The organism is Prevotella jejuni (genome assembly GCF_900187995.1).
GTDB classification, from domain to species: domain Bacteria; phylum Bacteroidota; class Bacteroidia; order Bacteroidales; family Bacteroidaceae; genus Prevotella; species Prevotella jejuni.
Window position 1 is genome coordinate 1 of sequence record NZ_FZNZ01000016.1, and the last position, 22,570, is coordinate 22,570.

General features: G+C 41.7%; 13 protein-coding genes. 5 read left to right on the top strand and 8 right to left on the bottom strand.

Annotated elements, in window-relative coordinates; translation table 11 throughout:
* From CHB62_RS07380 to CHB62_RS07395, 4 genes are all read left to right on the top strand, one after another.
* Positions 1 to 875, top strand: an 875-nt coding sequence (locus CHB62_RS07380; protein WP_141240411.1) for an HNH endonuclease family protein, incomplete at its 5' end; no start/stop codon positions are given.
* 11 nt (positions 876 to 886) lie between these two features.
* On the top strand, positions 887 to 1,399 hold the full coding sequence (locus CHB62_RS07385) for a TIGR00645 family protein (RefSeq protein ID WP_089366324.1): 513 nt from the start codon (positions 887 to 889) through the stop codon (positions 1,397 to 1,399).
* A 271-nt stretch (positions 1,400 to 1,670) separates the two neighbouring features.
* The gene (locus CHB62_RS07390; RefSeq protein ID WP_089366325.1) at positions 1,671 to 2,156 is read left to right on the top strand and encodes a Panacea domain-containing protein; all 486 of its coding nucleotides are present in this window, start codon (positions 1,671 to 1,673) and stop codon (positions 2,154 to 2,156) included.
* Positions 2,157 to 3,014, top strand: a complete 858-nt coding sequence (locus CHB62_RS07395; protein ID WP_254919372.1) for a hypothetical protein — start codon at positions 2,157 to 2,159, stop codon at positions 3,012 to 3,014. It begins immediately after the preceding gene.
* Between the two features lie 1,492 nt (positions 3,015 to 4,506).
* Here the strand turns inward: CHB62_RS07395 and CHB62_RS07405 are convergent.
* From CHB62_RS07405 to CHB62_RS14870, 8 genes are all read right to left on the bottom strand, one after another.
* On the bottom strand, positions 4,507 to 5,814 hold the full coding sequence (locus tag CHB62_RS07405; protein ID WP_089366326.1) for a BACON domain-containing protein: 1,308 nt from the start codon (positions 5,812 to 5,814) through the stop codon (positions 4,507 to 4,509).
* A 7-nt stretch (positions 5,815 to 5,821) separates the two neighbouring features.
* Entirely contained in the window at positions 5,822 to 7,576 is a 1,755-nt protein-coding gene (locus CHB62_RS07410) for a DUF4302 domain-containing protein (protein WP_089366327.1), read from the bottom strand.
* An 18-nt stretch (positions 7,577 to 7,594) separates the two neighbouring features.
* Positions 7,595 to 8,542, bottom strand: a complete 948-nt coding sequence (locus tag CHB62_RS07415; RefSeq protein ID WP_089366328.1) for a zinc-binding metallopeptidase — start codon at positions 8,540 to 8,542, stop codon at positions 7,595 to 7,597.
* Between the two features lie 22 nt (positions 8,543 to 8,564).
* A complete protein-coding gene (locus CHB62_RS07420) occupies positions 8,565 to 10,277 on the bottom strand; it encodes a RagB/SusD family nutrient uptake outer membrane protein (protein WP_089366329.1) in 1,713 nt (570 codons plus the stop codon).
* A gap of 155 nt (positions 10,278 to 10,432) precedes the next feature.
* On the bottom strand, positions 10,433 to 13,741 hold the full coding sequence (locus CHB62_RS07425) for a SusC/RagA family TonB-linked outer membrane protein (protein WP_089366330.1): 3,309 nt from the start codon (positions 13,739 to 13,741) through the stop codon (positions 10,433 to 10,435).
* Positions 13,742 to 15,026: 1,285 nt separating this feature from the next.
* On the bottom strand, positions 15,027 to 17,507 hold the full coding sequence (feoB, locus tag CHB62_RS07430) for a ferrous iron transport protein B (RefSeq protein WP_009011702.1): 2,481 nt from the start codon (positions 17,505 to 17,507) through the stop codon (positions 15,027 to 15,029).
* Between the two features lie 715 nt (positions 17,508 to 18,222).
* Entirely contained in the window at positions 18,223 to 20,874 is a 2,652-nt protein-coding gene (locus CHB62_RS07435) for a fimbrillin family protein (protein ID WP_089366331.1), read from the bottom strand.
* Positions 20,875 to 20,925: 51 nt separating this feature from the next.
* Positions 20,926 to 21,075 carry a hypothetical protein gene (locus CHB62_RS14870; protein WP_158296854.1) on the bottom strand — a complete coding sequence of 50 codons (150 nt, stop codon included), beginning with the start codon at positions 21,073 to 21,075 and terminating at the stop codon, positions 20,926 to 20,928.
* A gap of 991 nt (positions 21,076 to 22,066) precedes the next feature.
* Here CHB62_RS14870 and CHB62_RS07440 point away from each other — a divergent pair.
* Complete coding sequence (locus tag CHB62_RS07440; RefSeq protein WP_089366332.1) at positions 22,067 to 22,489, top strand: DoxX family protein; 423 nt, start codon at positions 22,067 to 22,069, stop codon at positions 22,487 to 22,489.
* Positions 22,490 to 22,570: the final 81 nt, after the last annotated feature.

Sequence of the window (22,570 nt, forward strand, 5' to 3'; positions counted from 1 at the left end):
TAAAAGTTTATCGGAATTCTCTTGACGAAATAAACTCAACAGATTTTGTAAACAAAGAATTAGGCAAAGCCGATAGTTGTATATCATTCATTAGAAAATTTACGCAGCTACTATCGTCTTGTTTTAGCCAAATAAGCAACTTTTTAGATGAAACAAAGAAAAATATCACTTATCATGCTTTGCTAATTGCAGCAGATCGAAGTATTATGTTTCCTTTTGTTATCAAAGCATTGTTAAAAGGAATGCCTCAAAAAGAACTGGAAGAATTAGCAAGAGCATTAGAACAAATATTCCTCCGCCATCGAATTATAGGTACAAGAGCTAATCTTTTGTGGCGTCTGAATGACTCTTATAAAATGATGGGTAATGGAGCAAAAAATGTAGTCAATCACATCCAATGGATGAAGAGTAGGAAAGACTGGTGGGGCTATTGGAATAATGATGAATTATTACGTACTCTAAATATGGGAATGAACCACAACACAGCCAAAATACTCTTATGGAAATATGAAAATCACCTTATTCAGTGTGGGAAAGCAGGATATAAGGTATTGAGGTATGACGACATTGAGCAACCTCATCTTGAACATATCGCTCCACAAACAGAAAACAAAGAACCGAACAATGGATATTGCCCTTATGATGAGGACTTCTATAATCGTTATTTGGAATGTTTGGGAAACTACTTGCTACTGTCTGGTAGCCATAACATGTCATTAAGCAATGAAAGATTCCAGAAAAAGCGAGAAAGTTATACATATTTGCAGCAGCAAAGGGAGGTTCGTAGAATGACGGAACAAGACCCAATTTGGGATAAAGAAAAAATTCATCTACGTCATTCAAAGATAGTTGATTACTTAATGCAAATACTTTAAATATCATATTTATGAGTAACAAATTAGAAAAAGTCATAGAGTGGTGTATCTTTCAAAGTCGATGGCTCCAAGTTCCTGTTTATCTCGGTATGTGCGTAGTAATGGGAATGTATTCATACGTCTTTTGTAAAGATGTCATACATAGCCTTATAAATATTGAGACATTCACAGAAGAAACTATGCTTATGCTCGCTATAGGGATTGTGGATGTCTCAATGGTTCTGAACTTAATCATCGTATGTGTAATTGGAGGATATTGGTCGTTTGTTAGCAGACTGGAAATCATAGAGAAAGACAAGGATAGTAATCAGTTTAGTTATCTTGGTAAGATAAATCCAAATGCATTAAAACATAAATTGATGATTTCGCTTATCAGCATTTCTGCCGTTCATTTGTTGGAAACATTTGTAGCAGAAAATATAGATACACAACACACGATTATGCAAATCAGTATTCATATTGTATTTGTTTTGTCTGCTTTGGGCATTACATATATGGATAAAATCGGAGAAACGCAGCATTAAATACAGGATAGAGAATAATGTTAGAGCGACGGCTTGTAGAAAGGGTATAGTCTTTCCCAATCCTTTGTATGCCATAGAATAAGCTCAGCCCCTGCAGCCTTAGTTTGTCTATCTTGCAAAATAGCCGAAATGCAAATAAGGCGAGAAAGATTTTATTCCAAGGAGTTGCATATATCGGATATTTTTAGTAGTTTTGCACCATAAAGCACTTATAATCTTCTACCCCCATGAGAGGTCAGAGAGATAAGAGAACTCCCAATAATAGTTTCTAATGATTGATGTTATAAAAGCAGCTTCTTATATCTTTAAAAGGTATAAAGATGAGAGGAATAGTGAGATAGACGAGATGAAACTTCATAAACTCATGTATTTTTCTCAGCGAGAGTCTATTATCCGCACTGGTCAACCCATGTTCGACGAACAGTTTGAGGCATGGAAATATGGGCCTGTAATCGTTAAGGTACGCAACAAATATAAGGCTAAGGCACTCAACGAGCTACCATCACAGACGGAGTTGGCTCCTTTCCTTGAGTCGTTCGATTATGTTTTCCAGCATTATGCCCCTAAAGATTCATGGTCATTAAGTATTCTTGCTCATGGAGAAAGTTCTTGGCAGCATGCCCGTGAAGGCTATGGAGACGACGACCGATGCGATGTTCCGATGGCACTCGATGATATCATACAAGACGCAGAACGCATAAAGATGCGGCGGTTCTATTTCGATGAGATATTACCTCAGCTCAACAAAGAAAACTAAATGTCTAAAGTAATAGAAGAAGCGTTAACCTTAATAGATGCCTTTGAGGTAAGAAGAGTACGCGAAATAGATAAGAGTATCTTGGACGCTATGACTGGTCCAACCGTTGAAGGTGTGGAACAAAGACATATCATAGCGTGGTTTAATTCCGTAGAATATGTAGAAGATGACTTTAAAGGTCATCTTGCCTCTTTTGTTGTGATGTCTCCAACAAATATCCCTTTAATCTTCTTCTCTATACGATGTGGCGAACTATTCGAGATGGCTCAGCCCGAAAGGATGAGAGTAGGCTATAATGCAAGGGAAGCGCTTCGTAGACTGATGAATAGAGATTTTTCGTCTGACACAGAAAAGGACCAATTATTAAGGGATGTCAAGGCAACCAAAGACTACAATATGACACCTGACGACATCTTTAGGTATGCTGGTAAGAAGGAATCTTGGGAGAAAGACGAGAAAATAGAAAGAACAAAAGAGGTTACAAAGGTGCTCGCTTCCTATCCAGCCGTAGAGCTGAAACTGTTTGGAATCAATGACGCTGCACGAGCGTATTGGGCGTCATTGGGTCTACCAAAGCATATAAGGATGGGCGAAACCTTGTTTTGGTTAAAGGTTGTGGAGACACTTGAAGCGATGCACAAGTATGTTGGTTGCCAATATGTATATTTATTTGCAGCCGACAAAGAAGCTGAAGGAAAATTAGTTCAGTATTATAGAGTGCGCCTAAAGTTTAAGTCTGATGCAAACTTATCGGCTAACAAGCCACAATTCGATTGGCAAAGTCAATTCCTTTACCAAAGCATTGAGGAGTTATTCGAGCAGAAAATTCGGTTTAGAGAATTGCTTATAAAAGATTAAGAGGAGTAAAGTTTTTTCCGTTTTAATAAACTTCTCCAGTCTAATACTTGCCCTTCATGATTAAAGAAGACGCCCTTCTTTATTCGAGGATATGCTCTTCTTGTGTGTAGAAGGGCTCCTTCTTCGAGCAAGGGGAGGCTCTTCTTGAACGGGGGAGATAAGTTACTGATTTTAAGTTAGTTGCGAAGTGTGTTTTGCGAGGTATCCCAGTTGTGGTTTAAGGAATAACTTGCGATATTCTGTCAAGTATTTTCATAAGAGTTAAGCGATGTTGGCAGATTTATTACTCACAGGATTGACAGATTTAACAGAAGCTTATCAGCATACGTCTTGATTCATTGAGAATGTTTTTTCTCACAGAGTTTAGAACGCAAGAGGCTCGTTGGCAATGTTATCTCTCACAGATTTTCACAGATGAACAGAAGCCTTTCTGCGAACAGGGAGAACACATAAACGTCTGCAAGCAGACGACAGATAACACAGAATTTATAGCCAATATGAGCTGTAAAGTTCTGTGATATCTGTATGCCGGAGGCGTTCTGTGAGATCGAAACTGTGCGCAAAAGGGTCTGTCAAATCTGTGAGTTCTGTGAGAGAAAAAACTCCGCAGCGAGTTGTTTGTGTGTTATCTCATAGAGTGGGTGCGTTCTCATTCTCACAGAAAAACACAGAAGAACAGAATACACAGCATTCCACAGAGACATTAAGTCAACCGATTTCACAGAACCTTACAGCCATCTTTGGCAGTTACGCTCTGTGAATTCTGTATGCCGGAGGCGTTCTGTGAGTTCGATACTGTGCGCTAAAAGGGTCTGTCAAATCTGTGAGTTCTGTGAGAGAAAAAACCTCTACGAAGTATGCAAGCAACCCAATAGGGGTAACCTCACATACTACGCCCCTCGCCATTCGGAGAGGGGTTGGGGGTGAGGCCGAACGGGGCTGGGGGTGAGGCCATCATCCATTTGTACAGGTGAAAGCGTTACAATGGTGATGACACGTTGATGTTCTTGCGTAAAGAACGGCTCATTGGTAAATTGTTTTATCTTAACTTTCGCATTAAATCTTTAGTTTTCTATCACAAAGAGGAAATCTTAAAATATGTTTTCCTGTCATTTCTGTCATCCAAAATAATGACGTAACTCTATAAGAAACAGCACGTTAAATCGAAGTGTTAAATGTGACAGCAAAACAAAATAAAACTTATCTTGTATAATACGTAATAATCGTGTTGTTGTCAGGAGGGGTTTATCAGTCCCTGTATCAAGTGAATAAAAAAGATTTGATAAGCCTGTATCGGGGAATAAATGTCAAACCATGCTTGCTATATCGAACGAATAATAAGAACATAGTAAGCCTGTGTCGAGGAATAAATGTCATACCATGTTTGCTGTATCGAGCGAACAAAAAGAATGCCGTAAGCCTGCATTGTGGTAGGAACCACAGCTGCATACTTACGGCATTAGCCTTTTTCGAACTTATCTTTTTTACTGTTTTATCTCTTCTTCAAGAATGCTGCAGGCTTAGCACTTGTGCTCAAAGGATGGAAGAGCATCACTGGTTGAAGCATATAGGAAACATTGTTAAAAGTTAGCGTGCGTCCTTGTTGGGCATACTTATAGATAGCGAGTGCATTTCCATTAAATGAACCAATAGGGAAACCCAGTTTTCCTAAAGCATTATAAGACTGGATGTAAGCAGCACTCGCAGCATTACTCTCAAGGAGACCAGCAACCATGCCATCCTCCTTAGAGTAAGTCATTCGTGCTGTCAGTGACAGATTAGGTGAAGCATAGATGTCATAGATAGCAGTAACCATACTCTGGAATTTAGCAAAGTCATCATCACTCACTTTACCAGCGTTATGTGCTGCTGTCTGCTGTTGGATAAGGTTCATCAATACAGCATAGTGTTTTATATCCCAAAAAGCTGTACGATAGCGATATGACGTATTATCCTTCGTTTGTGAAAGGATAAATTCACCACCCTTCAATGTCAGTGAGAGGTCAGCAGGATCGAAATAAAAAAGCATCTTCATACCCGTGTCATCAGAGACGAAAGACAGCTTAGTATCAGATACCTTCTCAAAGGTACCAACAAACTGCGTGACCAATGAGTTGATATCAGTTGTTGAGCTTGTCATCTTCAACAAGTCATACCCATAGAGACTATACGTTTTACCAACGAAATCATCAATGCTTCCCTGCGTTACAGTAATCGTATCACGCTGCTCTTGGTTCTTCAGAACGAGCAAGAACGTACGAACCTCACCTGTTGAATTGGCATTGATATGTGCCACAAAAGCAGAGTCCTTGTCCTCAACAGATGATACCGCAGAAGCATCAGCAGAATCGGCAAGCACTAAGGCTGGTTCAGCACCCACCTTTGAATAAGGCAACGTAAGGGTTGTATCCTTGTCGCTAACAACAATATTCTTAGCTCCTTTATATTTAAAGACAGCTCCCGACTGCAAGATAGGCAGATTAGTAGAGTCATTCCCATTCTTGATAGTCAACACAGCAGAACGACTGTCGACAGCTGGATTGTTAGTAACACTGACAACGACCGAGTCATTCAGCAGTTGTGCCGTAGCCCATGAATCACTGACAGAGACGGTTGAGCCAGCTGGTGCAGTAAACTTCACCCCACCCTTCTGTGCCGCAGCAGAGAAGAAAAGCTTAGAGCTTACCACATTGACAGGATTCTTACGCAAGTAAGAACTACCTGCATCATTGTCGTCACTGCAGGCAATAAAGCCCGCAGCAACAGCAAAGAGAATACAAATATTAAATATCTTTCTCATAAAACATTTACTTGTTTAGTTTTACTTGTTTCGCTACAGATGTGGTAAGACGTGAGCTAAAGTCTACATCAAAGCTTGGAATACGATTTGGCAGATACTGTGGCATCTGTAATGACAGAGTATTGTCGGATGTCTCCTCTGGTAAGATAGCAGGCTTAGCAGATGAGGATGAAGAAGACCTCTTCGTTATCACTGGGTTAATCCACATATCCAACATAGCAACAATATTATCATCGCTAAATGGTTCGCTCGAGTAAGCATTCAGAATGAAGCGTTCAGTAGTCAAATTCACGTACCTTAGCTGTCCGTTAACTTTGACGAATAATGGACCACAAAGTGATGCACTGATATCACCATTCTCATTTACAGAGAAGGTAATCAGGTTATAGAAATCAGTATCTGTACCCGTACCACGATTTGCATCAATATTAAAAGAATTAGCAATGTAGTAGGTTGCTCTACTATTTCGTATTGTTATCACATTCTGACCACTCTGCATTAAGAACGCTTTTGCGGAAGCCACGTAGGTCAATGGGAATACAAAGTCGTCACCATAAGGACTGGAAACATTCAAATAGAACTTACGGTTCGCACCAGAGCCTTCATATCTCAGTCGAGCTTGGCGTGTATTCACCTTGAGAACATCCTTGTTATTGTCACCAGCAACGTATGAAGTCATCTTGAGTTCATAGTAACCCATGAGAGCAGAGAGGTCATATTGCATAACCGCTGCACTTGCTTCATCAATACCATTAGAAATCTTAATCTTAGCACCACGCGCCTTGGTAGCAATCGCATTGGCGTCTACATCAATGGTAAGCGTGTTGCCCTCCTTTGTTAGGTGAACCCATGAAGCGTCACAGCTGACGTTGAGCCAACTAAGATAAGGTATTGTCTTCTTAATTTTCTTAGCACCATTAGAGACATCAATAGTACCAATCAGATTGGCAATAACGTTGACATCAATCTTTGAAGAAGTAGTCTGAACACCGTTACCAGAGAGCTTTGCAGTCTCTTTATCAAAGGTCAAATCATAGACAACAGCACCATTAATCGTGATAGGTTCGTACAAACGGATTCCCCTATCAGTAAAGGTATAAGCAGACTCAGCTATAGGAGTATTGCCATCATAGATAGCTAACTGACGATTATCCCTATCGGTAATAACGAGCGTGTAAGTCTTTCCACCAATACTAAGATTGAAATCAGAGAAAACAAAGAGGTTGGTGAGGTCGGTCACCTGCTCTATATAGTCAGTTGCAGGCTCAGAGAGCTTGCGAAGATACATAGTATTCAACGAACGTTTGCCATGAACCTTGATGTAGTCAGCCTTAATTTCGTCAATAACAAACTCGAAATCGCCTTCCATACCACGATACTCACCCTTCTTTGGAGTAGCATACTTATGAAGGAAAGCATTGTAAGTATCGAATGACAAGACAGGTCCGTCGTCCTCTTTCATCTTATACAATGACTTCACTTCGCCATCATCAGGGTTTTTCTCATAGCGTACGATGGCATCATCATGAGTGAACTTAATAGTATAAGCCACGCCACCATACACCTGATTACTCTGTGGGTAATAGTCTAATACCCATCCATATTGCGATGCAGTCAATGTATCCTGAGCCTTCTGCAGGAACTCTCCCATGCGCTCAGAATAAGGCTTATCAAAGACATTATCCTCCTCAGTCTGACATGACTGAAGGAAGAATGCTGGCAAAGCAAGTAGGAGATATATAAATAATTTAGTTGCTTTCATTATTGTAATCCTTTCTTGTTAGTTAAGACTTGTAAGATTATAACTGCCACTAACAACGTTGTTTTCACGTCTGATAACAGCATCACGCACCTTATCAAGGTCGACATTAAAGGTCTCCTTATAGTAACGTTTGCAAATCTCAAGCTTCTTCTCAAGCGCTTCTACGCCTGGTTGAGGAGCAGGTTTTCCTGTTCCCTGATCCTTGATAGGGTTTCCATTCGCATCAACAAGAGTAGCCTTCTTAATAATAGCATTCCACTGCGCAGGTGTTGAGATAATGTAAGTACTTACCATCTCGGCAAAGTCCTCGCGCTCTTCCTTCTGTGAGTATGCTGAAACGAAACCACGCTTCTCAAAGCCTTCTCCATACGTTTCAGAACTCCATGAGTCATTAACATAACCATTTGGAGTCACCTTACCGAAGTCACGTGGGTAGTCCTTGGTCTGGTTAACGATATGAACAAACTCGTGGTGAATGGTCTTAAGGAAATATTCATCAAGTAGAGGACGATTGGTCTTATACTTATCAATATAGTTAACACCCAAGAGACGTATCTTCTTTCCACCCTCTGCAGTACCGAGTTTCTGGCTACCACTGTTCTCGTATTCGAACTCACCTAAGAAGCTAAAGAGCTTTGGGAAGTAACGACGTGTGAAGTCAATGCCTGCAGCTTCGGTATAAGCTTCCACACAGGTGTACTTAATGATATGTGCTAACTCGACTGACTGATCCGAATCAGCAGGTACGTCATAGTAAGACATGTCTGACTCATTGTCCTCATAACGCCACTGAATCTGAATGTTATAAGGTACTACGAAATTCTTATACAGCCACTTGTCAAAGGCTGTGTCTGCTGTCTTGGAAGACTTGATAACGCTCTCACTTGACAAAGCATCATCTGAACAAGCAGTGAAACCAGTTGCTACTGCTGCCAAGAGCGATAAAGCTAATATGTTTTTTTTCATTTCTTAATCCTTTAATTAGCTATTAAAAAGTGTGTGCACCAGCCTGAGCAGGATACTGATTGACCACTGAGAAACCTGGTCCGCTGTAGGCAGAAGGGTTGATGAGTGTTGCATTTGGCACAGCTGTCTTGGTAGGGTTACCTTCAACACCAGCCTCACGAATACTCTGTGGAATCTGAACTGTCTGACGTGGATCATCCTTCACCAACCAATCAAGGTTCTTAGAAGGTTTACCATTAGCACCGATGAGTCGACGAGGTATCTCGATGTTGTAACGTCGGATATCCATCCAACGCAATCCCTGATGTACTGTCTCGATACGACGGAAGTTCAGCAAGCACTGCAAGAGTGACTCCTGTACGGACCCTTCGGCATCAATAGCGAAGCGAGGACTGATGTGCTTCTTGAAACTTGGCACCATCTTATCGGCATCAGCGTATGCGTATGGCACTGAATTAAAGTAAGTTTGCACACTTGAAGGCGTCAGCGTCACGCTGGTATTGAAGTAGTTATGCATCCAAGTGTTCATATCTGCACAGGCTGCATCGTTCTGTCCAAGCATGATTTCAGCCTCAGCACGATTGAGCAAAGCCTCATCCATAGTGAAATCAACATTCAATGTGCGAAGAAAACCTGTACCAGTTGTCGTATTGATAATCTGTATCTCACGTGGAAGTTTCATCAACAAAGCAAAGTTAGCTTCACCTTGATTAGCAGTAAATGGCTGCCAGATGGTGTTTGCAGCTGAACCCCAAATATTATTACTCATAAACAACTCGGTGTTTGCCAAGTAGTTAGTGAGGGTATAACGCTTATTTGATACCCATGGAGCAAGTGCCATACCAGCACTGCTGACACTGGTCTGAATGAGAAGGTTACAACCTGCAGAAGCACTACAATAAGCCTCAGCAATCTTCACTGCCTGGTCTGAATTACTCAAAGGCATAGCCTGCAAAGTTTTATAGTCACGCAGATAAGCTGCAGGATTACTACCCAACAGTTTGTCTGCATATTCCTTTGCTTTCTCCCACTTCTCATAATAAAGATAGAAGCGAGTAGCAAAGGCGTAGGCAGCCTGCTTATTGAAGTGATACTTTGGCACCTCGTATGTATCGTTAATCAATGGTATACCCGCCTCGATATCAGCAGCAATTTTTGCATAGAAATCAGCTACCGTACCACGATTGCTCTGCTCTGCTGCAGCGGTGAAGTCAGCTATTCCGGTTGCATAATAGAGTCCCGGATCAGTCTGACTGGTCTTACCATTATAAGGACGGCAGAACTCATTGGAAAGAATGAAGTGGTTGTAAGCACGGAGCAGCAGCGCCTCACCCTTTGAGTTGCTGAGTTGCTCATTCTTTGCACCACCTTGTTCCTCAATAGCAGCCAAAGCCTCATTAGCCTTGTAGACGCCATCATAATAAAACATCCACACCTGTTCAGGAGAGTCATTACCTCCCTCTGTCTGCTCTTGCCAGAAGAAGTACTGGTCATTACCACGACTTCCAAGGCTATTATCACGTCCCATATAGTCCGTATTATCAGACATCCACTCGTTAAAGAGGGTCGGCGTACGGTCTGGATAGGCTGTTACGAGCAGCCCCGCAATCTTCTTTGGTGTATCCAAAGTAGTACGGTTGTCTGGCAACGTATCCAATTGGTCAGAACAAGATGCAAGTATCGCCACAGATGCAAGCATCAAACTGCCCATATATATGATATTTTTAATTTTCATATTCGTTCTATATTAAGTTACTTCTGGTACCGGTTCAGTTTCTTTCACATAGCCTGTCAGTTGTCATCTAACAATCCTCAGTCTTGTTAGGGTTTATCCTTATTATCATTAAATATTGTGATATTCCCAGCTGAACCTATCCCTCAGTTAAAATATTAAAGACCTAATCTCAATGTCAAGGTGAACTGCTTTGGAACTGGTGCAGCCACACCACCTGTATTGAAGAACTCTGGGTCCTGACCATTCAGCTTCTTGTCTGAATAGAACAGGAAGAGGTTCGTTGCCTGAAGCTTCAATCCTAAGCTGCTAACGCCGATACTTCTAATCATCGTTGCAGGGAAGTTATAACCCAATGAGATTTCCTTCATACGAATGAAGTCGCCCTTTGCGATACGAACATCAGAATAGTTATAAGCATTGTAAGCAATATCCAACTGCGTGTTGTTACGGTTCTGACGACGTGAAGCAATCACTGGGATATTCGTAACAGCCTCATCACCACTGTATGCCCAGCGATTACGGAACTCCTTAGGCAGGGCGTCCATATCGTCATAGCGGTTATTGAATATATGGTTCAGTCGAACTTTATTGCCAAAGCTATATGTTACGAACACATTGAGGTCCCAGTTCTTATAACGGAAGACGTTACCAAATGAGCCTGTTGTCGTTGGCTCAGCAGGACCTTCGTACTTCAAGTACTTAATCTTCTCCTGATCACGTTCTTGAAGGTTAAGGTCTGAGACCGTTCTTCTACCATTCTCGTTCATATATGTTGGTAGACCCTCACCATCAAGTCCTGCGAATGGGATACTAAAGATAGAGTTTGCAGGATAACCAACAAGACTATAACCTGTTCCCTGTACGAGGTCAACGACACGAGCATGGGTGAAGAGACTTGTAATCTCATTATGTGTCCATGAGAAAATGAAGTTTGTTTCCCAACTGAAGTCCTTTGTCTTGATGTTTTGTGTGTTCAATGAGAACTCCACACCATTTGATTTCATTGAAGCAACATTCGCAAGGTTGTAAGAACCCAACTGTGGATGGTTCACGTAACCGATAAGGTCACTATTGCGACGCCAGTAGAAGTCTGATGTAAGATTGATACGGTTATCAAGGAAACCAAAGTCGAAACCAAGGTTGAACTCACGTTTCTTCTCGTAAGTAAGGTTACTATTACCGAACTCCTCATCGTATCCTGTCTCTTGAATAGAGGTGAATGGACGCCAAGGCACTGTTGCTGTGAAGATTGGCAATGAGTTGGTTACAGGAGGACGGTCACCAGTAAGTGAGTAGCTGAGGCGCAATGTTGCATGTGTCAACGCCTGCTTGAACAGCTTACTGAACCAACCTTCCTCGTGTGCATTCCATGCACCAGAAACGTTATAGGTTGGCAGCCAACGAGCTGAGGTAGCCTTACCCAGATAGTTCGTACCTTCATAACGGAAGGTACCCGTTACCTGATAGCGACCCTTATAAGAATAGGTACCCGTACCGAAGTAAGCAAGACTGCGGATGTGGGTATTTGACAAACCATAGTAGTTAGATCCCTGCTCTTGGAACATCTTGAAAGCACGATAGTTCAGCTTTGCAATCTCACCAGCATCGAACATCATACCCCACTCACGGTCGAAGGTTGCCTTACGGTCAACGCTGTTACTCTCCACACCTGCGTAGAGGTTTACGATATGAGTGTCGTTGAATACATCATTATAAGCGGCAGAGAGACGTGTGTCCCAGCCGAAGAAATTGTTACCAGTCCTATCGAGAATACCGCCTTCTTTGAGGATTGACTCTGGAAGAGCAAATGGGTTATCAGGATCAGTATAAAGGTATGGATTCGCGTCACGGATAGTTGTCGTACTCATAGCACGATAAGCCAATGCTTGATTAGAGTTCTCTCGAACGATATGTTCCATCGATGAGGCTGCACTCTTCACTGCTATCAAGGCTGTAAGTTTAACTTTTGTGATAGGCTTATAGTCTACACTGGCCTGAACACGGAAGTCGTGCACATTAAGATCCATATAGTTATTGTCCAACTCATTGAAGATGTTGAACGGAGCATAGTTACGTGTGTAAGACTCGTTAGGGTCGAGAGTACGTGAGGTATTCAGAGAGTAAGAGTAAGGGTTGATGTCGAAAGCACGACTAACAGCACCCGTTGTAGGGTCGATCGTACGGCTCAACGAACCAGGAGCTCTCTGTTTACGATAAGAAGCATTAGCGATAAGGTTCAAGCCTATCTGCTTGTTAATATTATAAGTTGTGTTGATATTACCTGTGTAACGCTGAACACGACTTGACTTATACCATCCTGGATCATACATTGCAGAGAGGGAAGCATAGTACTGACCCTTGTCTGTACCACCAGAAGCACTCACTGAGTGGTTGTGCATGATTGAACTTGAGAAAAGCTGGTCGAACCAGTCTGTGTTACGATACTCTGCAGCGCGCAGATAAGCGTCACGTGCAGCCTGTGTGTTCTCAAGACCGAACTGTCCCTTAGTAGCGTCATACTCAGAGATGAGCTGATACATACGACCATAAACGCCACTTGTAGAGGCGTTAGCGATTTCGGCATAGTTCAAATAGCCCTTCTTCTCCAACTCACGATAAATCTCCATCTGGTCTTGTGAGTTCATGATATTGAAGTTCTTATAGCTTGGCTTCAAACGAAGAGTGTACTCACCGGTATAACTTAAATGGCTCTGACCAGCCTTACCCTTCTTTGTTGTCACAACAATCACACCCGCCATAGCACGAGCACCATAGATAGATGTAGCCGAACCGTCCTTTAATATCTGAAAACTCTCAATGTCGTCAGCATTCAGACCAGCGATAGCAGAAGAAATCAAAGTCTTTGCATCACCTGATGACAACGAACTTGCATCAACATTAGCAATGTCTTCCATGATGACTCCATCAACAACCCACAATGGTTTTGACGAACCAAAGATTGACGTATTACCACGCACACGAATCTTAGGTGCTGTACCGAACGTACCAGACACGTTCTGAACACTCACACCAGCAGCACGACCTTCGAGCGAACGGCTCACATCTGCCATACCATCGAGCTTTGCTTTTGAAGCATCAATCTTTGTTGCAGCACCAGAGAAGAGGCGCTTGTCTTGTTGAGTCATACCAGTTACAACAACCTCATTAAGCTGATGATTGTCATTACTAAGGACAACCTTCATGCCGTCTTTGGCTGCTACGGTCTGCGTGACCATACCAATGTAACTGACTACGAGTTTCTTTCCTGCAGGAACATCAAGTGTGAAATGACCGTCAATATCTGTGACAGTACCCGTCGTAGTACCTTGTACCATGACAGACGCACCGATAACGGCCTCTCCATCGTCCTGAGAAACTACGGTACCATTAATCTTTGTCTGACCAAATGCTGTCCCTAAAGACAGAAGAAGACCAAACAAAAAGAGAGTAAATCTTTTCTCCATAGATCTCTTTTGATTATTATAAATATTATTGTGTAGTTGTTTCGCTAAACGTTACCCTTATGTTTCACAATGAAACATATCATCAGAGATAGGTCGTAAAATCAAATATATTATCACTTTTCAGCTTAATATCTAAAGATTTTTACGCTCAATGGCTGCAAAATTAAGTATTATTTATAAAAAACACAAACCTTTTCTGATTAAAATTACATTTTCTATTAAAATTTAACTGATTACTTACTAAATTCAACAAAATAGTATACAAAACACCTATAATTATTAATCTACGCAATTAAAAGACGAGTTGACAGGTTTAGGAGTATGTTGGGTAGTCCTTTAACTGATTTTTGTTTATGACAAGTAAACTTATTGACAAATTAACAAAGTTCTGTTTTCATTCGGCCTCACCCACAACACCAGCAAGCCTCACCCACAACACCAGCAAGCCACACCCACAACACCAGCAAGTCACACCCACAACACCAGCAAACCACACCCACAACACCAGCAAACCACACCCACAACACCAGCAAGCCACACCCACAACCCCAGCAAGCCACACCCACAACACCTCTTGGCCTCACCCCCAACCCCTCTCCGAATGGAGAGGGGCGTGATTACCGAAATAAACCTATTGTTAGGAATAACAAAACCAAATTCTATCGGCTTTACCACCAAATTCTGTTTATACTTTACACCCAGTCTTTATTTGTCATTATGTTATTCTGTCTTCAAAAAAATCATCTGTCTCCATTTGTCATTATGTCATTCTGTCTTCAAGAATCCCCCTTTCTTCGTCTGTCCCTCTGTTACTCTGTCTCTAAAACATCCTCTGTCTCCATCTGTCACTATGTTATTCTGTCTCTAAAAAAACACTCTGTCATTATATGTCTCTATGTCATTCTGTCTCTAAAAAAAATCTGTCTTTACTCGTCCCTATGTTATTCTGTCTCCAAAACATCCTCTGTCATTATATGTCTTTATGTCATTCTGTCTCTAAAAAAACACTCTGTCTCCATCTGTCCCTATGTTATTCTGTCTCCAAAATATCCTGACTAAAACACGTACAAATGTCTGACAAAAACACTTAAGGATACACATAAAAAGCAAGTCTATAACTCACCGATACTCAGTAAGTTATAGACTGCAAAGAAGAAGACGCCCTTCTTGCCTCAAGAAGGGCGTCTTCAACGTTCAAGAAGGGCATGTTCTTAAACCAAGAAGAGCGTCTTCTTAAATCTTAAAGAGAATGTATAGCTTTTATGTTGTCTGTCTTTTCTTATCATCAGATGAACAACATACCCACTTGGAAGACCACCGCACTGACTATCCAGGCTAAGGCTGTGGTGTATCCAGCAGCAAAGAGCGCCCATCCCCAACTACCTGTTTCACCCTTGATAGCCGCTATCGTTGCTACACAAGGGAAATAGAGCAAGACAAAGAGTAGGAAAGCAAAGGCCGTCAATGTTGCTATAGGCTCTGCTTCCTCATAGCTTACATGGTGCATCGTTGCCACATCCTTTGTTATTAGATTATGTAGTTTGGAGTATTTACCCACCTCACTACTATAACCACTGTCGTCAGAGAAGCTATCATCATTAGAATAGAGCACACCCATTGTTGATGCTACAATCTCCTTCGCACCCATACCTGACAGCAAGCCGACATCCAATTGCCAACTAAAACCTTGTGGACGAAATACGGGTTCGACGGTTTTACCGATTCTGCCGATATAACTCTGCTCCTGTCGAGCCTGTTTCCCCATGTTCGGATCATCTGGAAGAGGGAAATAGCCTAAGGCCCACACGATAATAGAAGCTACGAGAATGATACCTCCCATCTTCTTGAGATACTGCTTACCCTTCTCCCATGTATGGCGACCAATTGCCTTCCATGTTGGGAAACGATAAGGGGGTAGCTCCATCACAAAGGGAGTGTCCTCTCCTTTTACTACAAAGGCAGAGAAGAGACGACTCATCACTACTGCCATCAACACACCTATTATATATAAGGAGAGCATGGCCAGCGAACGATACTTCAAGGCAAAGAACGAGCCTGTAATCATCACATAGATTGGTAGACGAGCCGAACAGCTCATCAAAGGGAGTATCAGCATTGTCACCAACCTGCTCCTCCGGCTTTCTATCGTACGTGTTGCCATCACGGCAGGTACGTTACAACCGAAGCCCATGATAAGTGGGATGAACGACTTACCATGTAGTCCCATCTTGTGCATAAGCCTGTCCATGATGAAGGCGGCACGTGACATATAGCCACAGTCCTCCATATAGGAGATGAAGAAATAGAGTATCAAGATCTGAGGGAGGAATACGATAACGGCACCTACACCACCGATTATACCGTCGACAATCATATCCTTCACCGGACCGTCAGGCATATTCGTAGAGACAAACTGCCCTAACCAGCCCACACCTGCCTCAATCCAGTCCATCGGATACTGTCCGATGACAAAGGTAGCAGTGAACATTACCAACAAGACAAGGAAGAAGATTGGGAAACCAAAGTATTTGTTTGTCAAGACATGGTCGATAACATGGGTGGTCTGATAGGTGTCTTTCTTATCTCCTGTCGAGTAGTTCGCCTCTTTCAGTGCTCCATTAATAAAGCCATACTTGGCATCCATTATCGCAGTCTCGCTGTCATTGCCTGTCTCTTCCTTAACTCTTGCAGCCGCTGTATCACGATGTTTGAATATCTCGACCGAGTCGCCTAACGGACTAATGAGCTGTTCTACATCCTTGTCATGCTCTAACAGTTTGATTGCGAGATAACGGGTTGAATAGCGCCGATAAAGTTCTGGGTACTTCTTCAGGTGCTCTTGCATCTCTTCAATACCATGTTCTATCTCATGACCATGGTTGATATGGATGTGACGAAACTTCAGTGACTCGTCTTCTGTACCTTCATAAACGGCTATTATCTGTCGGAAGAGTTCTTGTACGCCCCTGCCATTGGTGAACACCGTCGGTATCATCGGTATTCCAAAGAGCTCTGAAAGCTTCTGTGCATCAATATGGTCGCCACGTTGTTCTGTCTCGTCATACATGTTAAGGGCACAAACCATACGTATGTGCATATCTATCAACTGGGTTGTCAGATAAAGGTTGCGCTCAAGGTTTGAGGCGTCTATCACATTGATGACGACATCTGGCGTCTTGTCTACCAACTGTTTACGCACATAGAGTTCCTCCGGACTATAAGCCGAAAGACTATAAGTGCCGGGAAGGTCTACGAGGTTGAACTCGTAACCATCAAAGGAAGCATGCCCCACCTTCGCATCTACCGTCACTCCCGAGTAGTTTCCTACTCGCTCGTGTGCACCTGATGCAAAGTTGAAGAGCGATGTCTTACCACAGTTCGGATTACCGACAAGGGCCACATTGATGGTGCGGCTCTTTTGTTCTACGGCATCTGACAGCTTCTCTGGGGTTAGTTCTTTGTCGGTACTATCGTAGGATGTAGAGCCAGCTGATTGCTCACTTTCCTCATACTCTACGTCTTCTACCTGCGCAGGGTCGACTGTGTCGGGCAATACTTCTATCTGGTCGGCCTCGCTATGACGGAGACTAACCTCATAGCCCATAATTTTGTATTTGACAGGGTCGTGCAAAGGCGCATTGAGCAACACCTCAACAGTCTTGCCTTTGATAAATCCCATCTCTATTATTCGTTTCCTAAATCCACCGTGTCCCGATACCTTTACGATAACACCAGTTTCTCCTGTCTTCAATTCTGATAGTTTCATAAGCCTCAATCATCATTTTAATTCTTATCCAAGAATTATCGTTACTTATTCTTAGTTCGCCATGTGTAGCAAGCTACTCGTCTACTTCTTCTCTCGTAGACTCGTCTACTTGTACATATTTGAACAAACAAAGGTAATGAAAAAAAACAAGATAGAAAGTGTTTACAAGAAAAATACCTAATAATGGGGATGGCTAACGACCCTAAACAATGGTTTTAGCTGCTCTATTCCTCACTATAATAACAACACAAGAAGTGGCTTTTGCTGTCCTATTCCTATCTATAATAACAACGAGAGATTCGCTTGCTAAAGGAGCTAATAAAATGTCTCTAAGATGACAAGAAACATTACTTAATATACGAAAAAAGTTTTATTTTGTTTTGCTGTCACATTTAACATTTCACGTAACTATACTGCAAACAAGCAAGTTAACATCCCTCTCTGACTGACAGTAATGACAGCAAACTTCGTTTTAGGTTTTTTCTTGGTTATTAGAATATAGCGATAAGAATATACAAAAGGCTCCAGTTCCCATAGTGATTCTAATAGATTTTACCGAGACTAAAGCAGAACACAACAATGAATCACACATCGAGCAGTCGTACAAATCTTACAAAACACAATTCACTATAAACAAAACAACTGCCCCCTACGAATAGAGTGCAGTTGTTGAAAGTATGCAGTCATGACTACAGTCTGCTGCAAAAGATTATGTTTATTCCTTGATAGAGATTACATTAGCACCAGAAGCCATATCTTTAAACATAGGTGAACTTGGATGCTCTGGTCTCACTAATCCCAAAGTTGTAGTATTACCATTCTTCACACCAAATGCAAGAAGACCATAATAACCGTACCACTGCTGAGTAGATGAGAGTGTACCTGGACCCTTCTTCTTCTCAGACGACCAATAGTAGCTATGCCCTGCATCCGTAATCGTAAAGTTTCTCTCACTAAGAATACCCATTGCAGGAACAAAAGCAGCCTTACCATTGTTACCATTGTTAATCTTGGTAAACTCATCCAAACGAGGAACACGGAATCCTGCAGGACTTGGGTCATATACTGTCTTTACGAAAGCATTAGGGTTACGATAACCTACACAGTTATTCACATCCCACAAGTTAAAGTAGGTAGCATGTTCTGCGTGGCTGTAATACTTAGTACCATCACTTTGGTCAGAGAAGTTAATCCACATCCAATCGCCATTTGCTTCTCCCTTTCCTATACCTGAATCATTAGGATCGTATGTACGGAATCTTGCCATCATAAGAGGCATTCTCACAGCCCAGAATGGTAAGAAACCTCTATTGTAACCATTAGGGTCAATACCTGTTGACTGCAATGACATACCATTACTTGGATAGAGTGGATCCTTACGTCCCTGCTGATAGTACATTGCTTCGCCCTCACGCACAAGAGCAGATGCTTTTTGAGTGAACTCAACCTGCGCAGTCTTTCCTGTGCGAGTCTGAGTAACTGTAAGACGAACCTTGCGGTCCTTTTCATAAGTAGTACCATGCCACTCCGTATGACGGAAGCCTAAAGGCTCACGCATAAAGTAGTCTTTGCTGGTATCGATTACATCCTTAGAGGTAATCCAAATGTGCCAACTCCAAAGAACATTATAAGCTCCCAATGTATTTTTTGTAACACCAATAATAACACTTGCCTCCTTCATTTTGTCCTTGTTGACTTTGAACTCAACATTACTACCATTTATTGTTACGTCAGATACAATATCAGGAGTACTGGTCCACAACACTTTAGCACCATCAGCACCTGTAATATATGGACTGTTAATCTCTGAAGCACCCCAGAATTTATTAAAGATATGTTCGCTGGCTGGATAACTTGAAGTATAAGAAGAAGCATTAGTAGCACCATTCTTTATAGCATTACCATATACCATTGGGAATGAATACTTACCACTGGCTGAAACTACATAACAGTTAGCTGTTTCCTGTGGACCATTAACCTTAGAAAGGTCTACTGTACCAGTCGCCTCATGTGCTGCCTTAAGTGCCGCCTCACGCTCTGCCTTATAGTCGTGATAGTCATTGGTAAATGTCATCGTGCGTGCCTCAGCAGACGTACCACCATTACCACTCTCAGAACTCATATCAGCAACCATTGACGGCTTACCCTCTGTCCAAGTAGTACCATCAGCACTGGACTCATACTTTGTAATTGTCCAAGGCTCTGCCTTAGCAGGTCTACCACTTCCTGTCACTTCGCTATAACTTGTAACGGTGAATGGTACGTTGGTCTCATTGTAGTCAAATATATTCTTAGCTGCATTAATTGTTAGAGTAAGTGTTCTATCATCCAAATCCTTTGAATTAGAGATAGTATATGTCTTGGTCGTACCAGCAACCCACTTCTTACCAGTACCACCAATATTGGCTTTCACAGTCTTACCACTTACAAAAGTAATCAACACATAAGCCTCATCTGGAATATCCTGAGGAACCATAAAGAAAGTACCGTCACCACCATTCATAATAGAGCCAGCATTTGTTGCTGTACTGAAAGGTGCAGTAGAAAGGTCGAGTTCGAAAGTTTTCTTTGTAGTACCTACAGTCCACGCATTTGTAGCAATATCGTATGTACCATCACCAATCACGTTCTTAATTTCAATCTTCTTAACCTTCTGCTTGTAAGTGAGTTCATTACCAACCTTAAACAGAACGGCAGTTGTGGCATGTGAGAACGCAATTGGAATCTTCTGACTTACATAGTCATCATAATTGAAAGGGTTTGTGTTTGCTACCAAAAGGTCAAACTGCTTCTTCACATCTGTGTTTGGAGCATAATTCACAACAGGGTTTGTACCAGAAGACGTAGTAACCAATGGGTTAGAACCATCTGTAGCTGGATGAACAGCAAAGAACTTCAACTTTGAAGACTCGCTCTTCTTCCACTTCACTGGATTTACCATTGTACCATCAACGTTCACCTTCTCATTGTAGAGATAGTTAGCAACTGTACTACCTTCCTTTGTTGCAAAGATAGCAAATGGCTTTTTCAAACCAGCAAAGTTGTCATTTGTAGTGATGGTACCACGGGTAGGAGCTGGGTAGTATACAGGATTTACACCCTCAACTGTAGTCTCTAACAACGACAATCCCTCTGCTCCTTCACCCTCAAGCGCAGTAGAGGCTGTTTCATAGACAGACGGTGCCTTTGTCTTTGGGAGTGAAGATTCAGAGATATTCTGAATATCTGTCACAGCAAAGCTAATACCATCTTCTACTTTTTTCGGTGCTTCCTGCGCTGTATCACTATCGGTACAAGCAGTTACAACAAATGCGGCCAAGCCTATAAGGACAGCCTTCAAAACAAATTTAGAATTTCTTGATTTCATTTCTTAAAACTTAATTTCTTAGGTTTGTTATGGACTTATTAATACAGGAAATTACTCTCCATCCAAATCCTCTTCTCCTCCATTTTCAAATCCACCTACGGATGCGCCAATACTTGGTTGACCACCAGAACCTGCCAAAATCGTCTCTGCCTCCACAATGTTATATACATTGATAGTGGGCGAAAAATACTTCTTTTTCATTCTTTTTAATAGTTATCTTTGTTTTATAAATTACGTTTTTTTACTCATGTGAGCGATAAAATAGAGGAATGAATAATAGTTATTCTTGTCCTATACAATTGTGACTAAACTGTTTATGTGGCGTAAGAATTATCTTAGTTAGGCATGTTAAGCGGTTACAAAGTTACTACATTTATTACAGATTATCAATGAAATAGACTGAATGTTTAATGTATTTTAACTACATAAAAATACTATAAGATTTCCAAAAAAGTCACGGAAGCCTTGGTTTTAGTTGGCTTTTTGGTCAATTATAAGGTTTTGTCTTATTGCTCACGGACATACCAAAAAGTAGGTATAAACACTGAGATACACGCTCGCTGTAGCACGATATTAATATTACTAATGCTGTTTGGCAAACTATGAAACAATCATTTTTGTAAAGATAATTCATCTTCTTAAAACCAGACTACGGTCTTTAAGGATTAAGAATACGCCTTTCTTGCTCGAAGAAGACGCCCTTCTTGGATGTAGAAGACGCCCTTCTCCACCCTTGAAAGGCATCTTCTCCTTTACTACTACTTAAATTATTGAATACAAAAGAGTTACGACACCAATAGAGACTACTATCCCCATCCTAAAAGAAGGACACGAACACGTAGTTTTGTAAATATATTTTATCACAAGCAAAAGCAGCGTTTTCTGTTTATCTCAGCCTTACAAACGACAAACACGCAATTTCTCAACCATATAATAGACAGACTTTCTGGCACAAAACAGGGAGAGCAAGCCGAGAAAAGACGGTCGACAAAATACCACATAGATAATATTTTCATCGTTTTCGATAAACTTTTACAGCGTTTTTAAGGATAGAAAAGAGAATTATCCCTATCTTTGCAACTATAAAAAAGATAAATTCAGTGTGATTAGCCACACACGTCTATCCTTATATAAAAGGTGTGAAAGGTGCGCACTACAAGTTGAACAACATAAAAAGAAAGGATTATACGATATGAAAACAGCAGAACTATTATTCCCAAAGGTTGAGAGTACAAAGGCATCCCTCCTTTTGTTGGCATCACGCCTCGTGTTCGGTTTGACCTTTGCGAGCCACGGCCTCGAGAAACTGCAGCATTTCACGGAGACCGCAGCACATTTCCCTGCACCCTTCGGATTGAGTGGTGAGGTAGCTGTAGGACTAAGTATTTTCGGCGAGTTGGTATGCGGTTTGGCCTTTGTCTTCGGTTTTCTCACTCGATTAGCACTGTTGCCGATGATATTCACCATGATAGTAGCCTTCACAACCGTCCATGGCGGTTCGGTTAGCGGTGGTGAGTTAGCCTTCCTCTACCTTGTCATCTTCGTCCTCTCATGGTTCGCTGGTGCTGGTAGATTCTCAGTTGATGGCATCATCAGAAGCAAATTTTCCCATTAAGCGGTAACCAGCTTCGTAGCTATCCATCCGTTTACTCTGGGAGAGATGTGCACAAACAGAATAGTGGACACTATCCTTGTG

What these genes read in the sequence shown, in the direction of transcription:
- CHB62_RS07385 (WP_089366324.1), top strand. Translation starts at nt 887, where the DNA reads ATGAGTAACAAATTAGAAAAAGTCATAGAGTGGTGTATCTTTCAAAGT.
- CHB62_RS07390 (WP_089366325.1), top strand. Translation starts at nt 1,671, where the DNA reads ATGATTGATGTTATAAAAGCAGCTTCTTATATCTTTAAAAGGTATAAA.
- CHB62_RS07395 (WP_254919372.1), top strand. Translation starts at nt 2,157, where the DNA reads ATGTCTAAAGTAATAGAAGAAGCGTTAACCTTAATAGATGCCTTTGAG.
- CHB62_RS07405 (WP_089366326.1), bottom strand. Translation starts at nt 5,814, where the DNA reads ATGAGAAAGATATTTAATATTTGTATTCTCTTTGCTGTTGCTGCGGGC.
- CHB62_RS07410 (WP_089366327.1), bottom strand. Translation starts at nt 7,576, where the DNA reads ATGAAAGCAACTAAATTATTTATATATCTCCTACTTGCTTTGCCAGCA.
- CHB62_RS07415 (WP_089366328.1), bottom strand. Translation starts at nt 8,542, where the DNA reads ATGAAAAAAAACATATTAGCTTTATCGCTCTTGGCAGCAGTAGCAACT.
- CHB62_RS07420 (WP_089366329.1), bottom strand. Translation starts at nt 10,277, where the DNA reads ATGAAAATTAAAAATATCATATATATGGGCAGTTTGATGCTTGCATCT.
- CHB62_RS07425 (WP_089366330.1), bottom strand. Translation starts at nt 13,741, where the DNA reads ATGGAGAAAAGATTTACTCTCTTTTTGTTTGGTCTTCTTCTGTCTTTA.
- feoB (WP_009011702.1), bottom strand. Translation starts at nt 17,507, where the DNA reads ATGAAACTATCAGAATTGAAGACAGGAGAAACTGGTGTTATCGTAAAG.
- CHB62_RS07435 (WP_089366331.1), bottom strand. Translation starts at nt 20,874, where the DNA reads ATGAAATCAAGAAATTCTAAATTTGTTTTGAAGGCTGTCCTTATAGGC.
- CHB62_RS14870 (WP_158296854.1), bottom strand. Translation starts at nt 21,075, where the DNA reads ATGAAAAAGAAGTATTTTTCGCCCACTATCAATGTATATAACATTGTG.
- CHB62_RS07440 (WP_089366332.1), top strand. Translation starts at nt 22,067, where the DNA reads ATGAAAACAGCAGAACTATTATTCCCAAAGGTTGAGAGTACAAAGGCA.